Origin of the sequence: Micromonospora sp. NPDC049107 (genome assembly GCF_040648595.1) — a bacterium.
GTDB lineage: Bacteria > Actinomycetota > Actinomycetes > Mycobacteriales > Micromonosporaceae > Micromonospora.
In genome coordinates this window covers 333356-351371 of sequence record NZ_JBEZEC010000005.1, presented here as the reverse complement: position 1 = coordinate 351371, position 18016 = coordinate 333356, and the positions used below count along the sequence as shown (strand labels likewise).

Below are 18016 nucleotides of genomic sequence, written 5' to 3'. Positions count from 1 at the left end.
GACAGACGACGTGTCTGACGAGGACGGTGAGTGTGATGGCTCGCGACGCTGACATCAACGAGCCCACGAGGGAGTTCCCCGGTTACCCGACCGGCGACGACCTCAGGGAGCGCTCGGCCGCGACACCCGACCCGACTCCGGGCGGGCCGGAGGGCACCGATGGTCCCGGCACCGGCGGGGGTGGGGGTGCGGCCCGCGGGTTGCTCCTGCTGCTCGGCGCCGCCGCGCTGGCCGTGGTGGTGCTGCTCGGCGTGCAGGCGACCGGCTTTCTGCCGGACTTCCGTAACCCGTTCGCCAAGGAGCAGACCGACCGCAGCCAGCCGCCGCTGCTGAAGTCGATCCAGGATCTGAGCCGCTACGTGGCGGCCGAAGGCAACTTCCAGGTCGTGGTCGACACCCAGAACGACCGGCGCAACGTCCCGGACTTCCTGCTCAACGAGCGCACGCTGTTCGTCGGAGCCGGCAGCATCGAGGCGTACGTCGACTTCACCAAGATCGGTGAGGGTGCCGTGGTGCAGTCCGCCGACGGCAAGTCCGTCGAGATCAAGCTGCCCGCGCCGCAGCTCGGCGAGACCAACCTCGACATGGAGAAGAGCTACGTCTTCGCCGAGCAGCGTGGCCTGCTCAACCGGCTCGGTGACCTGGTCGGCAACGACCCCAACCGGCAGCAGCAGATCTACCAGCTGGCCGAGGAGCGGATCACCGCCGCCGCCCGGGACAGCGGGCTCTCCGCCCGCGCCGAGGAGAACACCCGCAAGATGCTGGAGGGGCTGCTGCGCTCACTGGGCTACCAGCAGGTCACGGTCACGTACACGGCCCCCTGACCCAGCGCCTCGGCGCTTCGGTCTTCAGCGCCCCGGCGTTCTGGCTTACGCAGCGCCCGCCCCGACGATGGTCGAGGCGGGCGCTGCCCCGTCCGCCGCGCCGTCGCCCGGTCCGCCTCCGCTGCCGCGCCGTCGCCCGTCCGCCGCCGCTGCCCGGTCTGCCGCGCGCCGTCGAGCGGGTTGATCCACTCCACATCGCTGATCTCGGGGTATCACCGCCCTCGGAAAGCCCCACATCGGCGATGTGGAGTGGATCAAGGACCGATAGAGCGATGGGCCGCCAAGATCCGCGCAACTTCGAGGATCCTGCTGCCTCCGACGATCGGGAAGCAGCAGTATCCCCGAAGTTGTGACCGGCTGCGGCCGGTCTGCACCGAGGCCGGGGGTGGGGTCAGTGGCCGGTGGAGGCCAGGTAGCGGTCCTCGTTGGGCATGAGGACCCAGAGGATCAGGTAGACGATCACCTGGGTGCCGGGCAGCAGCAGGGACAGCAGGAACAGCAGCCGGACCATCCCGGCGGACATGCCGAACCGCTGACCGAGGCCGGCGCAGACACCGGCGAGCATGCGCCCCTGGCGGGGTCGGACCAGTTTGCGACTCATCGTCGTACTCCCACTCTGCGGCGGTGTGCCGCGTCTGCAATCCACGGTAGAAAGGGGCGGCCGCTCCGCCCTCGGTCCCGAGGAGGATCGGCGACCCGTGGACCCGTAGGTACTTACCCGTGCGGCCCCCGCCCGACGCCCCGCGCCCGCGCCCCCGCCCCCGCGCCAAGGTCGTGCTCGATCCTGGATGTAGTGGCCTCCGGCCGAGCGTGAGGCCACTACATCCAGGATCGAGCGCGATCATGCGGGCGAGCGCGATCATGTCGCCGGGTGTTCACGCGGGCCGGGCGATCACGCACGCTGCCCGCGGGTGGAGGAGCGGCGGGCTGCGGCGCTCGGGTAAGGGGTGAGCAGGGCAGGTAGGCTGACAGGTCGGGCACCCGCACCCCGGGTGACCGGCGGCCACCCGACCGGGCGGTCACGAGCGGGGCTGCCGATCGGCGGCCACGACCGGGCGGAAACCCGACCACGGGAGCACGCCGAGGAAGCGCAGCCATGATCAGTGTTTTCGACCTCTTCAGCGTCGGCATCGGGCCGTCCAGCTCGCACACGGTGGGGCCGATGCGGGCGGCGCGTACGTTCGTCGCCGGGCTCAAGGCCGACGGGCTGCTCACCGACACCGCGCGGGTGCAGGCGGAGCTGTTCGGGTCGCTGGGCGCGACCGGGCACGGGCACGGCAGCGGGCCGGCGGTGCTGCTGGGGCTTGCCGGCGAGTCCCCGGAGACGGTTGACACGGACACCGTCGGTCCTCGCGTCGAGCGCATCCGCGCTGAGCGGCGGATCAGCCTCCTCGACGCGCACGAGATCGACTTCGACCCCGATCGGGACCTGACGTTGCACCGTCGCCGGTCGTTGCCGTACCACCCGAACGGGATGACCTTCGCGGCCTTCAACGCGGCCGGGGAGCAGGTCAGGACCCGCACCTACTACTCCGTCGGTGGCGGTTTCGTGGTGGACGAGGCGGCGGCGGGCGCGGACAAGATCAAGCCGGACACGACGCGGGTGCGGTACCCGTTCCTGACCGGGGCGCAGCTCCTCGACGTCACCACCCGTACCGGGCTGTCGATCAGCGAGGTGATGCTGGCCAACGAGCGTTCGTGGCGCAGCGAGGCGGAGATCCGGGCGGGCCTGCTGGAGATCTGGCGGGTGATGCGGGAGTGCGTGCAGCGCGGTTGCGAGCGGGACGGCGTACTCCCTGGGGGTTTGAAGGTCCGGCGGCGCGCGGCGGAGCTGCGGCGCGGCCTGGAGGCGGACGCCGGGACGGCCGACCCGTTGCACGCGATGGACTGGGTGACGCTGTTCGCCCTGGCGGTGAACGAGGAGAACGCGGCCGGAGGTCGGGTGGTGACCGCCCCGACGAACGGCGCGGCGGGGATCATCCCGGCGGTGCTGCACTACTACAGCCGGTTCGTCGAGGGCGCCGACGACGACGGGGTGGTGCGGTTCCTGCTCGCGGCCGGCGCGATCGGGGTGCTGTTCAAGGAGAACGCGTCGATCTCCGGCGCGGAGGTCGGCTGCCAGGGTGAGGTCGGCTCGGCGTGTTCGATGGCGGCGGCGGGCCTGGCCGAGGTGCTCGGCGGCACGCCGGAGCAGGTGGAGAACGCGGCCGAGATCGGGATGGAGCACAACCTCGGGTTGACCTGTGACCCGGTGGGTGGCCTGGTGCAGATCCCCTGCATCGAGCGCAACGCCGTGGCTAGCATCAAGGCGATCACGGCCGCCCGGTTGGCGCTGCGCGGCGACGGTGTGCACAAGGTGTCGCTGGACAAGGTCATCAAGACCATGCGGGAGACGGGCGCCGACATGAAGGTCAAGTACAAGGAGACGGCGCGTGGCGGTCTGGCCGTCAACGTGATCGAGTGCTGAAGCTGGTCGATTCAGGGCATTCGTTCACCGACTGCTAACCTGGCGTCCGTTTGCGGGAGGCGGGAGGCGGCGGTGACCTCTGGCGTCGCGGCCCTGTGGTCGCACCGCAACTCGCTGCGCATCCTGGTCCGGCGGGACCTGGCGGTCAAGTACCAGCAGTCGGTGCTGGGCTACTTCTGGTCGCTGATCGAGCCGCTGGGCATGGGCGCGATCTACTGGTTCGTCTTCGGCGTGCTCTACTCCCGCGACACCGGCCGGCACCTCGGCGAGGCCGCCGGTTCGTACCCGCTGTTCCTGATCACCGGCATCTTCGCCTGGATGTGGACCAGTTCGGCGCTGAGCGAGGCGACCAACGCGCTGACCGGCCAGTCCCGGCTGATCACCACGATGAACGTGCCCCGGCAGGTCTTCCCGATCGGCCGGGTCAGCGGACGGTTCGCCGAGTACGCGGCCGGCCTGCCGATCCTGGCCGCCATCGCGGTGATCTACGCGGCGCACGGGCGGATCCACCCCGGCTGGTCGCTGCTCGCCCTGCCGCTGGCGGTGGCCGTGCAGGCCGTGCTGCTGGTTGGGCTGGCCCTGTTGCTGTCGGCCTGGAACGTGCTGATGCGCGACGTGGAACGGCTGATGCGGCTGATCATCCGGGTGCTCTTCTACGCCACGCCGATCATCTATCCGCTCAGCCTGGTCCGGGAGTCCGGCCTGCCGCACTGGCTGAAGGTGGTGTACGAGCTGAACCCGCTGGTCGGGATCTTCCAGCTGCACCACGCGATCTGGTACCCGGACGAGTTTCCCGACGCCCGGCTGCTCGCCACCACGATCGCCGGCAGCCTGCTGGTGCTGGCCGCCGGCTGGTGGTCGTTCCGCCGGCTGGAGCCCGCCGTGCTCAAGGAACTCTGACGTGGCCGCGCCGATCATCGAGGCGGACGGTCTGGGCATCCGGTTCGTCCGCAACCGTCGCCGCCAGCTGCGGCTGCGGGAGCTGTTCATCCATCGGGGTGGGCGCGGTGCCCTGCCCGGCCAGTTCTGGCCGTTGCGCGACGTGTCGTTCACCGTCGAGCCGGGCGAGACCGTCGGCGTGATCGGCCGCAACGGCACCGGCAAGAGCACGCTGCTGCGGCTGATCGCCGGGGTGCTCATTCCGGACGAGGGCGACATCCGGGTGCACGGCGCGGTGGCGCCGCTGCTGGAGTTGTCCGCCGGTTTCTCTAACGATCTGACCGGCCGGGAGAACCTGCACCTGGTCGGTGGGCTGCACGGACTGTCGACGAGCTACCTGAAGCGGCACTTCGACGAGATCGTCGAGTTCGCCGGCGAGCAGGTGGAACGGGCCATCGACACGTCGGTCCGGCACTACTCGTCGGGGATGAAGGTGCGGCTGGGCTTCGCGATCATCTCGCACCTGCCGCACCCGATCCTGCTGATGGACGAGGTGACCGCGGTCGGGGACGCGGAGTTCCGCAAGAAGTGTTACGCGACGATTGACCGTCTGCTCGGGGAGGGGCGCACGCTCGTGCTGGTGTCACACAACGAAAAGGACCTGACCCGGTTCTGCCGTCGGGGGTTGTACCTCGACGCGGGCCGGTTGACGCTCGACGGCACGATCGCCGAGGCGCTCGGCGCGTACCACGCCGCGGTCCCGCGGTGACGCTCGCGATCGTGCTCGCCGCCGGGAGTTCCGCGGCGGGCCTCACCACCTCCAGCGGCGAGCCGCTGGCCGACCGGCTCGCCGACCAGCTGCGCCGGGCCGGTGCGGCCGAGGTGCGCTTCGCCGCCACCCTGGACGAGCTGGCCGCGCTGGCCGACACCGCCACCGGTCCGCTGCTGGTCACCGGCACCGACCTGGTGGCGCACACCGCCGTGCTGCGGCACCTCGCCACCAGCCCGGTGGGACCGACCGTGGCTCTGGTGCTGGGTGACCCGCCGGTCCCGGGCCGGACGGCCGTGCGCGAGGAGCGCGGCCAGGTGGTCGACGCGGGCCCGCTGGGCGAACTCGACGGCGACGCGACCGGCGTGTTCGGTGGCGCGCTCCGGGTCGGCGTGGACGACCTGCCGACCCTCGCCGCCGCCGCCCGGGCCGCCGCCGTCGGCGCGCGGCCGGTCGCCGCCCCGGTCGGCCCGGCGGGCGACGTGTCGCCGCTGCCGGCGACCGGGGGCGCCGGCCACGAGGACCCCGGGTCCGCCGTGGACCGGCTCGTCGCGGGTCTCGCGGCCCTCGGCACCCTGATCTTCGCCCAGCGGGTACGTCTGCTCGTGGCGCACCGGGTCGAGGACGGTGCCGCCCTGGTCGCCGCCGAGGCGGCGGTGACGTCGGTCGACGAGGACCGGGCCGAGCTGCGGCTGTCGGTGAAGGAGCGGGACGACTTCTTCTCGACGTACTTCGTCAGCACCTGGTCGCCGTACGTGGTGCGGTTGGCGGCCCGGCTGCGGCTCACCCCGACCGGGGTGACGGTGATCTCGGTGCTCTTCGCGTTGGGTGCCGCGGTGCTGTTCGGGGTCGGTGGGCGGCTCGCGCTCGTCAGCGGCGCGGTGCTGCTCTACCTGGGCTTCGTGTTGGACTGCGTGGACGGCCAGTTGGCCCGCTACACCCGGCACTTCAGCGCCTGGGGCGGCTGGCTGGACACGATGGCCGACCGGGCCAAGGAGTACCTGGTCTACGCCGGGCTGGGCTTCGGCGTGAGCCACGCCGGGCTGGGCAACGGCTGGGCCCTCGCCATCGCCGCGATGACGTTGCAGACCGTCCGACACATGACCGACACCTGGTACGGGGCGCTGCACGACGAGGCGGCCCGCCGACCGCGGACGACGACGGGCGTCAGCGGCGGGATCGGTGACCGGCTGAACGCCGCGTCCACCCGGGTGCAGGCGGACACCGGCTCGCTGTCGTACTGGCTGAAGCGGACCGTCGTCTTCCCGATCGGGGAGCGGTGGGCGTTGATCGCGCTGACCGTGGCGCTGTTCAACCCGCTGGTCAGCCTGATCGCGGTGCTGGTGTGGGGTGGACTGGCGTTCGCGTACACCGGTGCCCTGCGGACGCTGCGGGCCCGCTGGATGTGGGTGCCGGTGCTGGACACGGTCGACGCCACCCTGCACCGCGACGACGGTCCGTTGGCCCGTCGACTGCCGGTGGTCCGTCCGATGGGGCCGCTGACCCTGGCGGTGATCGCCGCGCTCGGCCCGGCGGCGCTGCTGGTCGCCGCCGGACTGGGCGACGCGCCGGACGGGCTGCGCTGGGCGGTGCCGGTGGCGTTGCTGGTGCTGCTGGCCGGCGGCCTCGGCGCGGGGGCCGCGCACAACGGGCCGCTGGACTGGCTGGTGCCGGCCGCGTTGCGGGCCGCCGAGTACCTGTTCGCCATCGCGGTCGGTGTGGTCGGTGGCGCGCCCGGATGGCTGATCTTCGGGTACGTCTTCGTGCTCACCGTGCACCACTACGACCTGACCGCCCGGTTGGAGAAGCGGCAGGCGGCGCCCCCGCTGCACGCCGCCACGCTCGGCTGGGACGGACGGTCGGTGCTGCTCGCCCTCCTGGCGATTGCCGGCGTCGTGAGTATCGGCATGGCTACACTCGGTGCGTACCTTCTCGTGGTTTTCGTGGTGAGCGTCGTCCTGGCCTGGTTCGTCCGGCCGGCCCGTGGCGCGCGGGCGTCGGCCGCGCCGGTGGGCGCGGGAGGTGTCGCGCCGCGCTGACGAAAGGGGCGGCCGGATGACCCTGATCAGTTTCGTGGTGCCGGCCTTCCGGGTGCAGGGTTATCTGCGCGAGTGCCTGGACTCGATCCTGGGCCAGTCGGAGACCGACCTCGAGCTGGTCGCGGTCGACGACTGCTCGCCGGACGCCAGCGGCGAGATCATCGACGAGTACGCGGCCCGTGACCAGCGGGTCCGGGCCGTCCGGCTGTCGGAGAACGTCGGTCTCGGTCCAGCCCGCAACATCGGGTTGGACCGGGCCGTCGGCGAGTACGTGTGGTTCCTCGACGGGGACGACTGGCTGGCGCCGGACTGCCTGTCGGAGGTGGCCGCCCGCCTGCGGGCGACCCGGCCGGACGTGCTGCTGGTGGACCACGTCCGGACACACTGGAACGACACCGCCACCCGCAGCGCGATGGCCGAGGTGTTCCCCGAGTCGCCCGGTCCGGAGACGTTCGCGCTGCGGGAACGGCCGGCGGCCATGCGGCTGCTGCACACCGCCTGGAACCGGTTGGTCCGCCGGGAGTTCCTGGTCAACCTGGGTCTGCGCTTCGCGGCCGGTTGGTACGAGGACGTCTCGTTCAGCTACCCGGTGCTGATGGGGGCGCGTCGGATCGCCGTCCTCGATCGGGTGTGCGTGAACTACCGGCAGCGCCGCTCCGGCGCGATCACGAAGACCCGGGGGGACCGGCACTTCGAGGTCTTCGCCCAGTGGCACCGGGTCTTCCTCCTGATGGATGCCTGGTCGCCGGCCGTGGACGCGCTACGGCCGGCGGTCTTCGAGCGGATGATCTGGCACTACCTCACCGTGCTCGGCAATGGTCAGCGCATCGCCCCCGAGCTGCGGCCGGTGTTCTTCGCGCAGATCACCGCGGACTACGCGCGGTGGCTGCCGGTCGGGGGGTACCCCGTGCCGGAGGGCGTCGAAGGGGTGAAGCACCGGCTGGTCGCGAGTGGCCGGTGGCGGACGTTCAGTGCCCTGCGGGCCGCCAGCCGGGCCCGGGACACGGCCCGCCGGCAGGCGCGTACCGCCCGGCGTCGGGTCGCCCCGGTGGCCCGGCGCGGCGCCCGGCTCACCCGCGACGGCCTGCTGCGCGAGTACTACCGGGCGGAGCTGCGCCGGCCCGTGGACCCCACGCTCGCGGTGTACGCCGCCTACTGGTTCCGGGGATACTCCTGCAACCCGGCGGCGATCTACGAGGCCGCCCGTCGGCTGGCCCCCGAGGTGCGCGGGGTGTGGATCGTGCGCCGCGACCGGGTGGACGCCGTGCCGGACGGAGTGGAGTACGTGGTCGCCGGCACGCCGGCCTACTACCGCGTGCTGGCCCGCGCCCGCTGGCTGGTCAACAACGTGAACTACCCGGACTTCGTCCGTAAGCGGCCGGAGCAGGTACACGTGCAGACCCACCACGGCACGCCGGTCAAGGTGATGGGGTTGGACCAGCAGCGCTATCCGATCGGCGCGGGCCGGATGGACTTCGCCGGCCTGCTGCGCCGGGTGGACCGCTGGGACTACAGCGTCAGCTCCAACAGCTTCTCCACCCAGATGTGGGATCGGGCCTACCCGGCCACGTACGCCACGCTGGAGGTGGGTTATCCGCGCAACGATCGGCTGGTCGCCGCCGGTCCCGACGAGGTGCGCCGGCTGCGCGCCGAGTTCGGCCTCGCCCCCGACGAGCAGGTGGTGCTGTACGCCCCGACGCATCGCGAGCACCTGCCCGGTTACCGGCCGCCGTTCGACCCGGACCGGCTCGTCGACGCGCTGGGTGACTCGGGCCGGCTGCTGATGCGCAGCCATTACTTCCACGACCGGGAGCGCCGGCCAGGTCGTCCGGCGGAGTTCCAACGGGTCCGCGACGTCAGCGGCTACCAGCGGGTGGAGGACCTGTACCTGATCGCCGACGTGCTGGTCACCGACTACTCCTCGGCGATGTTCGACTACGCGGTGCTGGACCGGCCCATCGTGCTCTACACCCCGGACTGGGAGGCGTACCGCCTGGCCCGGGGGGTCTACTTCGACGTCACGGCGGAGCCGCCGGGCGCGGTGGCCGCCACGTTCACCGACCTGCTCGATCTGTTCCGGACCGACGCGGTGCGCTCGGACGCGGCGAACAAGGCCCGCGAGCGTTTCCGCAGCCGGTTCTGCGGGCTGGACGACGGGCGGGCTGCCGAGCGGGTGGTGCGCCGGGTTTTCCTCGGCGAGCTGCCTGACCAGCCGCAGGGCTGCTGACCGCGCGCACTCCCGTACGCCGTGTAATGGTGGCGTCATAAGCCGAACATGAGACGTTTACCCGATGTGCGGGACCAATGATCCTGGTCACAGTCATCAGGAGTTCGGCCGAGAGACGTGGGGGACCTGACGGTGAGTACCGTCGCACTCAAAGATGTGACCAAGGTTTTCAAGGACGGCACACTCGCCGTCGACAGCATAAATCTGGACGTGAACGACGGCGAGTTCATGGTGTTGCTGGGCCCGTCCGGCTGCGGCAAGTCCACAGTGCTGCGCATGATCGCCGGTCTGGAGGACCCGACGCAGGGAGCGGTGCTGCTCGACGGGGAGCTCGCGAACGACCTGCCGCCACGCGACCGCAAGATCGCCATGGTCTTCCAGGACTTCGCGCTCTACCCGCACATGACCGTCGGCGACAATATCGCGTTCCCGCTGCGGCTGGCCGGGGTGGAACCGGAACCGCGCGGCGAGCGGGTAACCGACGTGGCGAGCGCGCTCGGCATCAGTGACGTGCTCGGCCGCAAGCCGGGCCAGCTCTCCGGCGGCCAGCGCCAGCGGGTCGCCATGGGCCGCGCGATCGTCCGGCGGCCGGGGCTCTTCCTGATGGACGAGCCGCTGTCGAACCTGGACAGCGGGCTGCGCGCCGAGCTGCGGGCGGAGATCTCCGGGCTGACCCGGGAGCTGGGCGTCACCACCGTCTACGTGACCCACGACCAGGCCGAGGCGCTGACCATGGCCGACCGGGTGGCCATCATGCGCCGGGGCGTGCTCCAGGACGTGGGCACGCCCACCCAGGTGTACGGCCGTCCGGCGACGCTCTATGTGGCGGCGTTCCTGGGTAGCCCCCGGATGAACCTGCTGGAGGCGTCGGTCTACGTCCACCTCGACCGGTACATCGCGCTCAACCTCGGTGAGCAGTCGCTCTACCTGCCGTGGAACGACATCCGCAGCCGGGCGGTGGCGCATTACCACGGTGAGCGGATCGTGGTCGGGATGCGGGCCGAGGCGCTCACCCCGGTCGCCCCGGACAGCCCCGGTGACGTGCTGCGCGGGCGGATCCGTTACCTGGAGCACCACGGGCACGAGTCGCTGGCGTTCCTCGACATCGGGGCGACCGCGATCATGGTGGACGAGATGGGCGCGCCGCTCGACCCGCCGCCGGTGGGCCAGCGTGGCCTGCGCCGGTTCGGCGCGGTGATGCAGCGGCTCACCGGCAAGCCGGTGGAGTCCGAGGAGGAGCCGAGCGGAGCGTCGCGCACGACCAGCGTCCTGCCCGACCCGGGTCGGCACCACCGCCGCCCGGCGGAGCTGGCGGTGCGACTCGCGCCGTACCCGGCCGTCACGGCCGGGCATCCGCTCGCCGTGTCGGTCCGGATGGACGCGCTGCACTTCTTCGACGAGCGCGGTGCGCGTATCGACGTGGGGTGGCGGTGACGCCACGCCGGAGCGGGGTGGCGGCCCGCCTGTCCGGTGCCCTACCGTCTGCCCACCTAGTCCATTTCGTGCCTGACCGAGAGGGGTGCGCCCGTGTCGGGTGACCGTCCCAGTCCGCTCGTCATCGAGCGCATCCTGCGCGACCGCCAGGGCATCTGGCAGCAGATCGTGGCCGAGGGCGACCTCAACGCGCTGACCGGGCGGATGTTGGCCAGCTCCGCCATCGCCCTCGCCTGTTACGGGGCGGTGCTCGGCGCGTTCCACAGCCCGCTGATGGCCCTGACGTCCGCGCTGAAGCTGCCCCTGCTGTTCCTGGTGACGCTGGCCATCTGCCTGCCCACGCTGTACCTGTTCAACCTGGTGTTCGGCGCCCGGCTCTCGGTGCGTCAGTCGTTGGCGCTGGTGATGGTGGCGATCACCGTCACCTCGATGCTCGCGGTGGCGTTCGCGCCGATCAGCCTCTTCTTCCTGATCACCGCGCCCGACTACGGCTTCTTCAAGCTGCTCAACGTCGCGATCCTGACGCTGTCGGCGCTGGTCGGGCTGCGCTTCCTGACCGGTGGCATGCAGGTGCTCAACGACCACGGCCTGCTCGCCCCGGCGACGACCACGGCCACCGTTCCGGCTCAGGTCAGCGTGCCGGCGGCGGCCAATGCTCCGGCCCAGGTCGACGCTCCGGTCGCGGTGCCGGTGGGCGGCACGCCGGGCGCCGCTGAGCCGGTAGCGGTTCCGGCCGGCGCGGCCGTCGCGTCGGCGGCGAACGGTGCCGCGCCCGAGGGCGCGAGCGCCACGACCACCACGCCGGCCCCGGCGGCTGTTCCGACGCAGTGGGGTGGGCAGCCCGGCACCGCGTTCCCGCCCGGCATGGTGCCGCCGGGTTACCCGGCGCAGCAGCGCCACTGGGGCAACCCGCCGGTGCGGCGGGGCGAGCCCACACAGCGCCCGGCCAGCATGACGCTGCTCTACATCTGGATCCTGCTCTTCGGCTTCGTGGGCACCCAGTTGGCGTGGACGCTGCGCCCGTTCTTCGGCGATCCGGGTCAGGATTTCTCCCTCTTCCGGAGCATCGACGGCAACTTCTACGCCGAGATCCTGCGCACGATCGCCAACCTCTGACGGTTGTCGTAGTCGGGGAAAACCCTGGTTGCCGCCCTGGTTACCGAGAAGTAGCGTCGGGTCATGACCATCGACTCACGCCAGGTGGCGGCCGGCATCCTGCAATCGGTGCCGTTCGCCCGCACGCTCGGCATCGAATTCGTCGAGGTGGCGCCCGAGGCGGACGGCGGGGTGCGGGCCGTCGTCCGGCTCCCCGACACGCCGGCCACCCACAACCACGTCGGCGGCCCGCACGCCGGGGCGATGTTCACGCTCGGCGAGACGGCCTCCGGCGCGGTCGTGCTGGCCGCCTTCGGGCAGCTCCTCGACCGGGCCGTGCCGCTCGCCGTCCGAGCCGAGATCGCCTACCGCAAGCTGGCCCTGGGGTCGGTGCTGGCGACCGCGCGGCTGGGGCGTCCGGCGTCGGAGGTGGTCGCGGAGCTGGAGGCCGGTCAGCGGCCCGAGTTCGACATCGAGGTGGAGATCGCCACCGAGGACGGCACGCCCACGTCGACCATGACGGTGATCTGGACCCTGCGGCCGAACTGAGCGGCCCGGCGGCGGCTCAAAACGGGTTTGCGCACCCAGCCGGGTGGTTAGATTCGTACCGTGCTGGGCCTACCTGCTCATGTGACCGCCTGTCTCTTCGATCTGGACGGTGTGCTGACGCAGACCGCCCGGGTGCACAACGCCGCCTGGACCGAGACGTTCGACGAGTTCCTGCGTAAGCGCGCCGCAGCGACCGGGCAGCCCTTCCAACCGTTCGACCCTGGCCCCGACTACAACCGCTACGTCGACGGCCGACCGCGTGCCGACGGCGTCCGGTCGTTCCTCGAGTCCCGGGGAATCGTGCTTGCCGAGGGCAGCCCGGACGATCCGCCGGACGCCGACACGGTCAACGGCATCGGCAACCGCAAGAACGTCCTGCTGCTGGATCGTCTGCGCACCTCCGGCGTCGAGGTCTATCCGGGCTCGGTGCGCTATCTGCGGGCGGCGACCGACGCCGGGCTGCGCCGAGCGGTGGTCACCGCGAGCGCCAACGGGCGCGAGGTGGTCGCCGCCGCCGGCCTGGCGGACCTGCTGGAGGCCCGAATCGACGGGCTCGTGGCCCGGGAACAGAAGCTGCGCGGCAAACCCCACCCCGACACCTTCCTGGCCGGCGCCAAGGTCCTGGGCGTCGACCCGGCGCAGGCCGCCGTCTTCGAGGACGCGCTCTCCGGGGTGGCCGCCGGCCGGGCGGGCGGATTCGGGTACGTGATCGGCGTCGACCGGGTGGGACAGGCCGACGAACTGCTCGCGCACGGCGCGGACGTGGTGGTCAAGGACCTCGCGGACCTGCTCGACGCGGGCGACGCCGCCCCGCCGGCACCCCGCCCCGCCGGCGAACGGGACCGCACGTGATCCGGGAACGGGCCTATCCCGTCGAGCCCTGGCACATCCGGGAGACCCGCCTGGACATGGACGTGCTGGCCCAGTCGGAATCGGTCTTCGCGCTCTCCAACGGGCACGTCGGTCTGCGCGGCAACCTCGACGAGGGCGAGCCGCACGGGCTGCCCGGCACCTACCTCAACTCGTTCTACGAGCTACGTCCGCTGCCGTACGCGGAGGCCGGCTACGGTTTCCCCGAGTCGGGGCAGACCATCGTCAACGTCACCAACGGCAAGCTGATCCGCCTGCTCGTCGACGACGAACCGCTCGACGTGCGCTACGGCGAGCTGCTGTCCCACGAGCGGATCCTCGACCTGCGGGCCGGCACCCTGCACCGGGAGCTGCACTGGCGCTCCCCGGCCGGCCGCGAGGTCAAGGTCCGCAGCACCCGGCTCGTGTCGTTCACCCAGCGGTCGGTCGCCGCGATCAGCTACGAGGTGGAGGCCGTCGACGGCCCGCTGCGCTTGATCGTGCAGTCCGAGCTGGTGGCCAACGAGTCGCTGCCCGCGCAGAGCAAGGACCCCCGGGTCGCGGCCGTGCTGGAATCGCCGTTGCTGGCCGAGGAGGAGCTGACCACCCCGGACGGCGGCCAGCTCATCCACCGCACGAAGGTGTCCGGGCTGCGCGTCGCCGCCGCCATGGAGCACGAGGTGCACGGCCCGGACCACACCACCATCGAGTCCGAGGGGTACGAGGACTGGGTGCGCACCACCATCGGCTGCGTGCTCAAGCCCGGCGAGAAGCTGCGGGTGGTCAAGTATCTGACGTACGGCTGGTCGAGTCGACGTTCGTTGCCCGCGCTGCGCGACCAGGTCGGCGCGGCGCTTGCCGGCGCCCGGTTGGACGGTTGGGACGGGTTGCACCGAGAGCAGCGCGCCTACCTGGACGAGTTCTGGGACGCGGCCGACGTGCTGGTCGAGGGTGATCCGGAGATCCAGCAGGCCGTCCGCTTCGGGCTGTTCCACGTGCTCCAGGCGGGGGCCCGTGCCGAGCAGCGGCCGATCTCGGCGAAGGGGCTGACCGGCCCCGGCTACGACGGGCACGCCTTCTGGGACACCGAGATGTTCGTCCTGCCGGTCCTCACGTACACCCAGCCCAGCGCGGTGCGCAGCGCCCTGCAGTGGCGGCACAGCACGCTGGAACAGGCCCGGGAACGGGCGGCGACGCTCAACTTCAAGGGCGCCGCCTTCCCCTGGCGGACCATCGAGGGGCCGGAGTCGTCCGGGTACTGGCCGGCGGGTACGGCGGCGTTCCACATCGCCGCCGACATCGCCGACGCGGTCCGACGGTACGTGCTGGTCACCGGGGACACCGCCACCGAGCGGGAGATCGGGCTGGAGCTGTTGGTGGAGACCGCCCGGCTGTGGCGCTCGATCGGGCACCACGACCGGCACGGCCGGTTCCACATCGACGGGGTGACCGGTCCGGACGAGTACACGGCGGTGAAGAACGACAACATCTACACCAACCTGATGGCCCAGCGGAACCTGCTCACCGCCGCTGACGTCGTCATGCGCTACCGGGACGACGCGTTCCACCTCGGCGTCACCGACGAGGAGGCGGCGAGCTGGCGGGACGCCGCCACGTCGATGCACGTGCCGTACGACGACGAGCTGGACGTGCACCAGCAGGTGGAGGGGTTCACCCGGTTGCAGGAGTGGGACTTCGCGCACACGCCCGCCGAGAAGTACCCGCTGCTGCTGCACTATCCGTACTTCGACCTGTACCGCAAACAGGTCGTTAAGCAGGCCGACCTGGTCCTGGCGATGCACTGGCGGGGGGACGCGTTCACCCCCGAGCAGAAGGTTCGCAACTTCCTCTACTACGAGCGTCGGACGGTGCGCGACTCGTCGCTGTCGGCCTGCACCCAGTCGGTGCTCGCCGCCGAGGTCGGCCATCCCGACCTGGCGCACATCTATCTCCGCGAGGCCGCGCTGATGGACCTGCACGACCTCAACGAGAACACCCGCGACGGCGTGCACATGGCCTCGCTGGCCGGCGCGTGGCTCGCCCTGGTCAGCGGGCTGGGCGGGCTGCGTGACCACGACGGCGAGCTGTCGTTCGCGCCCCGGCTCTCCAGCCGGCTGAGCCGCCTGGAGTTCTCCCTTCAGTGGCGGGGTCTGGCGCTGCGGGTCGACGTCCGCCCGCACCAGACGACGTACGCGCTGCGCCACGGTGGCCCGGACGACGTCGTCGAGTTGCGCCACCACGACCAGATGGTGCGGGTCACCTGCGACGAACCGGTGACGGTGCCGGTGCCGCCGGCCGAGCCCTCGGGGCCGCCGCCGGAGCAGCCGCCGGGGCGCTCGCCCCTGCTCCGGCTCCCCGAGGCCAAGCAGCAGTGACGGCCGGGGCGGGAGTGTTCCCGCCCCGGCCGTCGCGCGCGTACGTCAGACCGGCTCGCCGGTCGAGGGGCGTCCGATCGCGTCCCGCGGCGCAGCCGCCTTGGGATCGTCGGGGAGGCGGGCCGAGGCTGCCTGGTCACCGAAGTCCTGGTCACTGACGTCCTGGTTGCGCGCGGCGTCCTGTTCACGCTGGGCGCGTTCGGTCATCTGCTGCTGCCGGGAGATCTGCTGCTTGGCCATCATGATCCTCGCGATCCGTCGGGGCGCGGCTGCGCCTACACGGTCTGCGGTCTCCTCGTCGCGTACCCGGCGACCCACCCGGCAAACGCCGCGCTCCGGTCGCCTGCACCGGTCGCCTGCACCGGCGCCTGCACCGGCCGCCTGCACCGGGCGCGTGCGACGCGTCGGGCGGGGTAACCCGACCGTAGGCGAGCACGGAGGTGCGGCATGGACGAGCAGCACGACACGGTGATCATTCCGGTTCGGGACGCCCAGCTCCCCGCCGATCTGCTGCTACCCGCCCAACCGGTGGGCGTGGTGCTGTTCGCGCACGGCAGCGGTAGCTCCCGGCACAGTCCGCGCAACGTCGCGGTGGCGCGGGCGCTGAACTCCCGTGGCCTCGCGTGCGTCCTGGTCGACCTGCTCACTCCGGACGAGGAGGAGGTGGACACGCGGACGGCCGAACTCCGGTTCGACATCGGGATGTTGGCCAGCCGGCTGGCCGGGATCGTCGACTGGTTGGTGGCCGAGCGTCCGGCGGGTGACGTACCGATCGGTCTCTTCGGTGCGAGCACGGGTGCCGCCGCCGCGCTGGTGGCGGCGGCGTCCCGCGCCGACCGGGTGGGCGCGGTGGTCTCCCGGGGCGGCCGGGCCGACCTGGCGGGCACCGCGCTGGGTCAGGTGCGGTCTCCCACCCTGCTGCTGGTCGGCGGCCTGGACGAGGAGGTGCTCGCGCTCAACGAGCGGGCGCTCGCCGAACTGGGGGACGTGGGCGAGCTGTGGGTGGTGCCGGGCGCCACCCACCTCTTCGAGGAGCCCGGCACGCTCGACCAGGTCGCCGAGCACGCCGGCACCTGGTTCACCACCCGGCTGACCCGGACGACAACTGCGCCCCGCCGCGGGTGAGGGCCCTGGCCCGGCGTCGGCTCTACCCCGCCGCCGGCAGGTGTGAGGTGGACCGGCGGCGTTGGACGGTGTCGACGACGCGCCACAGGACGGCGGTGATCGGAACGCTGACGAAGGCGCCGGCGATGCCCGCGATGAGGGTGCCGGCGGTGACCGCCACCAGGATCACGGCGGGGTGCAGGCGGACCTGGCGCTTCATGACCAGCGGCTCCAGCAGGTTGCCCTCGATCTGCTGCACCGCGACCACGGCGGCGAGGGTGAGCAGAGCGGTCGTCGGCCCGTTGGCCGCCAGGGCCACCAGAACCGCGACCGCGCCCGCGACCGTCGCCCCGATGATCGGCACGAAGCCGCCGAGGAACGTGATCAGCGCCAGGGGCAGGGCCAGCGGCACCCGTAGCACGACCAGGGCCAGGCCGATGCCGATCGCGTCGATGGCCGCGATGATCATGGTCCCCCGGCTGTACGCGCCGAGGGTCTGCCAGCCGTTCCGGCCGGCCTCGGCCACCAGGGGTCGGTTCGGGCCGGCCATCCGGGACAGCGTCCAGTGCCACATCGACCGGCCGTCCTTCAGCAGGAAGAAGAGCAGCACCAGGGCGAGCAGCGCGGAACCGACGACCTCGCTGGCCGTCCGGGCGCCGGACACCGGGTCCGGCGAGCTGCCGCTGAGCCCCTCCCGGGCCTGGTCGATCAGTTTGTCGAGTTGGGCCTCGCTGACCGGCAGGGTGGACGTGACGAAGTCGCGGCTCCGGTCGAGCCCCTGGGTCAGTTGCTGACTGAGCTGGTCGAACTGGCTGGCGGTCAGGTTCCACACCAGCGCTCCGACGCCCACGAGGATGCCGAGCAGCAGCAGGACGGTGAGCAGCGCGGCCAGCGCCGCTGGGAGGCGCAGGCGACGCAGCCGGAGCAGCACCGGGTCCAACAGCGCGGTGAGGAAGATGGTGGCCGCCAGGGCGATGGCGAGCGGGGCCAGCAGGACGGCGATCCGGCCCAGCAGGTAGAGCCCGGCGACGATCACCACCAGGCAGGCGCTCCAGAGCACCGCAGTCCGTACCAGCCAGGGCAGCCCCGCCCACGCGTGCCGCGCCCCGGCGTCACCGGGTGCCGCGGTGCCCCCGGCCGTCGCCGCCGTGGTACCGGTCTCCTGAGTTCCGCCGGTTGTCGGCGCGACGTCCGCCCCGGGTTGGTCTGCCGTCATGTCGGCCCTCCTCGATCTCGGCGAGGTCGGTACCCGGCCGGCCGTGCGCCGACACCCGGTCGTCCGCGCGGATCGTACGCCGGCCGGGGGAGCGCTGGTCAGGCCTTCGCGGAGTACGCCCGAACGGAAGGCGTTTGCGCTCTCGGGACGAGGGAACCCGGGAGGAACTACCCGAGGAGGAGGAGCGCC

General features: G+C 71.9%; 15 protein-coding genes. 12 read left to right on the top strand and 3 right to left on the bottom strand.

The genetic code is table 11. The features are described from left to right. Nucleotides 1–35: 35 nt before the first annotated feature. Nucleotides 36–824 carry a DUF4230 domain-containing protein gene (locus AB0B55_RS15310; protein WP_357123945.1) on the top strand — a complete coding sequence of 263 codons (789 nt, stop codon included), beginning with the start codon at nt 36–38 and terminating at the stop codon, nt 822–824. A gap of 391 nt (nt 825–1215) precedes the next feature. On the opposite strand, the gene AB0B55_RS15305 is transcribed toward AB0B55_RS15310, so the two are convergent. Beyond that, nucleotides 1216–1425, bottom strand: coding sequence for a PspC domain-containing protein (locus AB0B55_RS15305; protein ID WP_234589045.1), 210 nt, complete (start codon nt 1423–1425; stop codon nt 1216–1218). 495 nt (nt 1426–1920) lie between these two features. Here AB0B55_RS15305 and AB0B55_RS15300 point away from each other — a divergent pair, with 495 nt between their 5' ends. From AB0B55_RS15300 to AB0B55_RS15255, 10 genes are all read left to right on the top strand, one after another. Further along, on the top strand, nt 1921–3291 hold the full coding sequence (locus AB0B55_RS15300) for an L-serine ammonia-lyase (RefSeq protein WP_357123949.1): 1371 nt from the start codon (nt 1921–1923) through the stop codon (nt 3289–3291). A gap of 72 nt (nt 3292–3363) precedes the next feature. After that, a complete protein-coding gene (locus AB0B55_RS15295) occupies nt 3364–4191 on the top strand; it encodes an ABC transporter permease (protein WP_357123952.1) in 828 nt (275 codons plus the stop codon). A 1-nt stretch (nt 4192) separates the two neighbouring features. Next, nucleotides 4193–4939 carry an ABC transporter ATP-binding protein gene (locus tag AB0B55_RS15290; RefSeq protein ID WP_357171973.1) on the top strand — a complete coding sequence of 249 codons (747 nt, stop codon included), beginning with the start codon at nt 4193–4195 and terminating at the stop codon, nt 4937–4939. An 11-nt stretch (nt 4940–4950) separates the two neighbouring features. Continuing rightward, on the top strand, nt 4951–6978 hold the full coding sequence (locus AB0B55_RS15285) for a DUF5941 domain-containing protein (protein ID WP_357172035.1): 2028 nt from the start codon (nt 4951–4953) through the stop codon (nt 6976–6978). Nucleotides 6979–6994: 16 nt separating this feature from the next. Continuing rightward, nucleotides 6995–9205, top strand: a complete 2211-nt coding sequence (locus AB0B55_RS15280) for a bifunctional glycosyltransferase family 2 protein/CDP-glycerol:glycerophosphate glycerophosphotransferase (protein WP_357171972.1) — start codon at nt 6995–6997, stop codon at nt 9203–9205. A gap of 132 nt (nt 9206–9337) precedes the next feature. Continuing rightward, nucleotides 9338–10639 (top strand): ABC transporter ATP-binding protein, encoded by a 1302-nt coding sequence (locus tag AB0B55_RS15275; protein WP_357123960.1) that lies wholly within the window; start codon nt 9338–9340, stop codon nt 10637–10639. A gap of 93 nt (nt 10640–10732) precedes the next feature. Further along, nucleotides 10733–11755, top strand: a complete 1023-nt coding sequence (locus AB0B55_RS15270) for a hypothetical protein (RefSeq protein ID WP_357123962.1) — start codon at nt 10733–10735, stop codon at nt 11753–11755. 63 nt (nt 11756–11818) lie between these two features. After that, entirely contained in the window at nt 11819–12283 is a 465-nt protein-coding gene (locus AB0B55_RS15265) for a DUF4442 domain-containing protein (protein ID WP_357123965.1), read from the top strand. A 60-nt stretch (nt 12284–12343) separates the two neighbouring features. Then, a complete protein-coding gene (locus tag AB0B55_RS15260; protein ID WP_357171971.1) occupies nt 12344–13135 on the top strand; it encodes a beta-phosphoglucomutase family hydrolase in 792 nt (263 codons plus the stop codon). After that, on the top strand, nt 13132–15507 hold the full coding sequence (locus AB0B55_RS15255) for a glycoside hydrolase family 65 protein (protein WP_357123971.1): 2376 nt from the start codon (nt 13132–13134) through the stop codon (nt 15505–15507). The genes AB0B55_RS15260 and AB0B55_RS15255 overlap by 4 nt, the downstream gene beginning before the upstream one ends. A 45-nt stretch (nt 15508–15552) precedes the next feature. Here AB0B55_RS15255 and AB0B55_RS15250 read toward each other — a convergent pair whose 3' ends face one another. Beyond that, nucleotides 15553–15747 carry a hypothetical protein gene (locus tag AB0B55_RS15250; RefSeq protein ID WP_357123974.1) on the bottom strand — a complete coding sequence of 65 codons (195 nt, stop codon included), beginning with the start codon at nt 15745–15747 and terminating at the stop codon, nt 15553–15555. A 207-nt stretch (nt 15748–15954) separates the two neighbouring features. Here AB0B55_RS15250 and AB0B55_RS15245 point away from each other — a divergent pair, with 207 nt between their 5' ends. Continuing rightward, nucleotides 15955–16632: an alpha/beta fold hydrolase gene (locus AB0B55_RS15245; protein WP_357171970.1), complete on the top strand. Its 678-nt coding sequence runs from the start codon at nt 15955–15957 to the stop codon at nt 16630–16632. 22 nt (nt 16633–16654) lie between these two features. Here AB0B55_RS15245 and AB0B55_RS15240 read toward each other — a convergent pair whose 3' ends face one another. Continuing rightward, the gene (locus tag AB0B55_RS15240) at nt 16655–17827 is read right to left on the bottom strand and encodes an AI-2E family transporter (RefSeq protein ID WP_357123980.1); all 1173 of its coding nucleotides are present in this window, start codon (nt 17825–17827) and stop codon (nt 16655–16657) included. Nucleotides 17828–18016 lie beyond the last annotated feature (189 nt).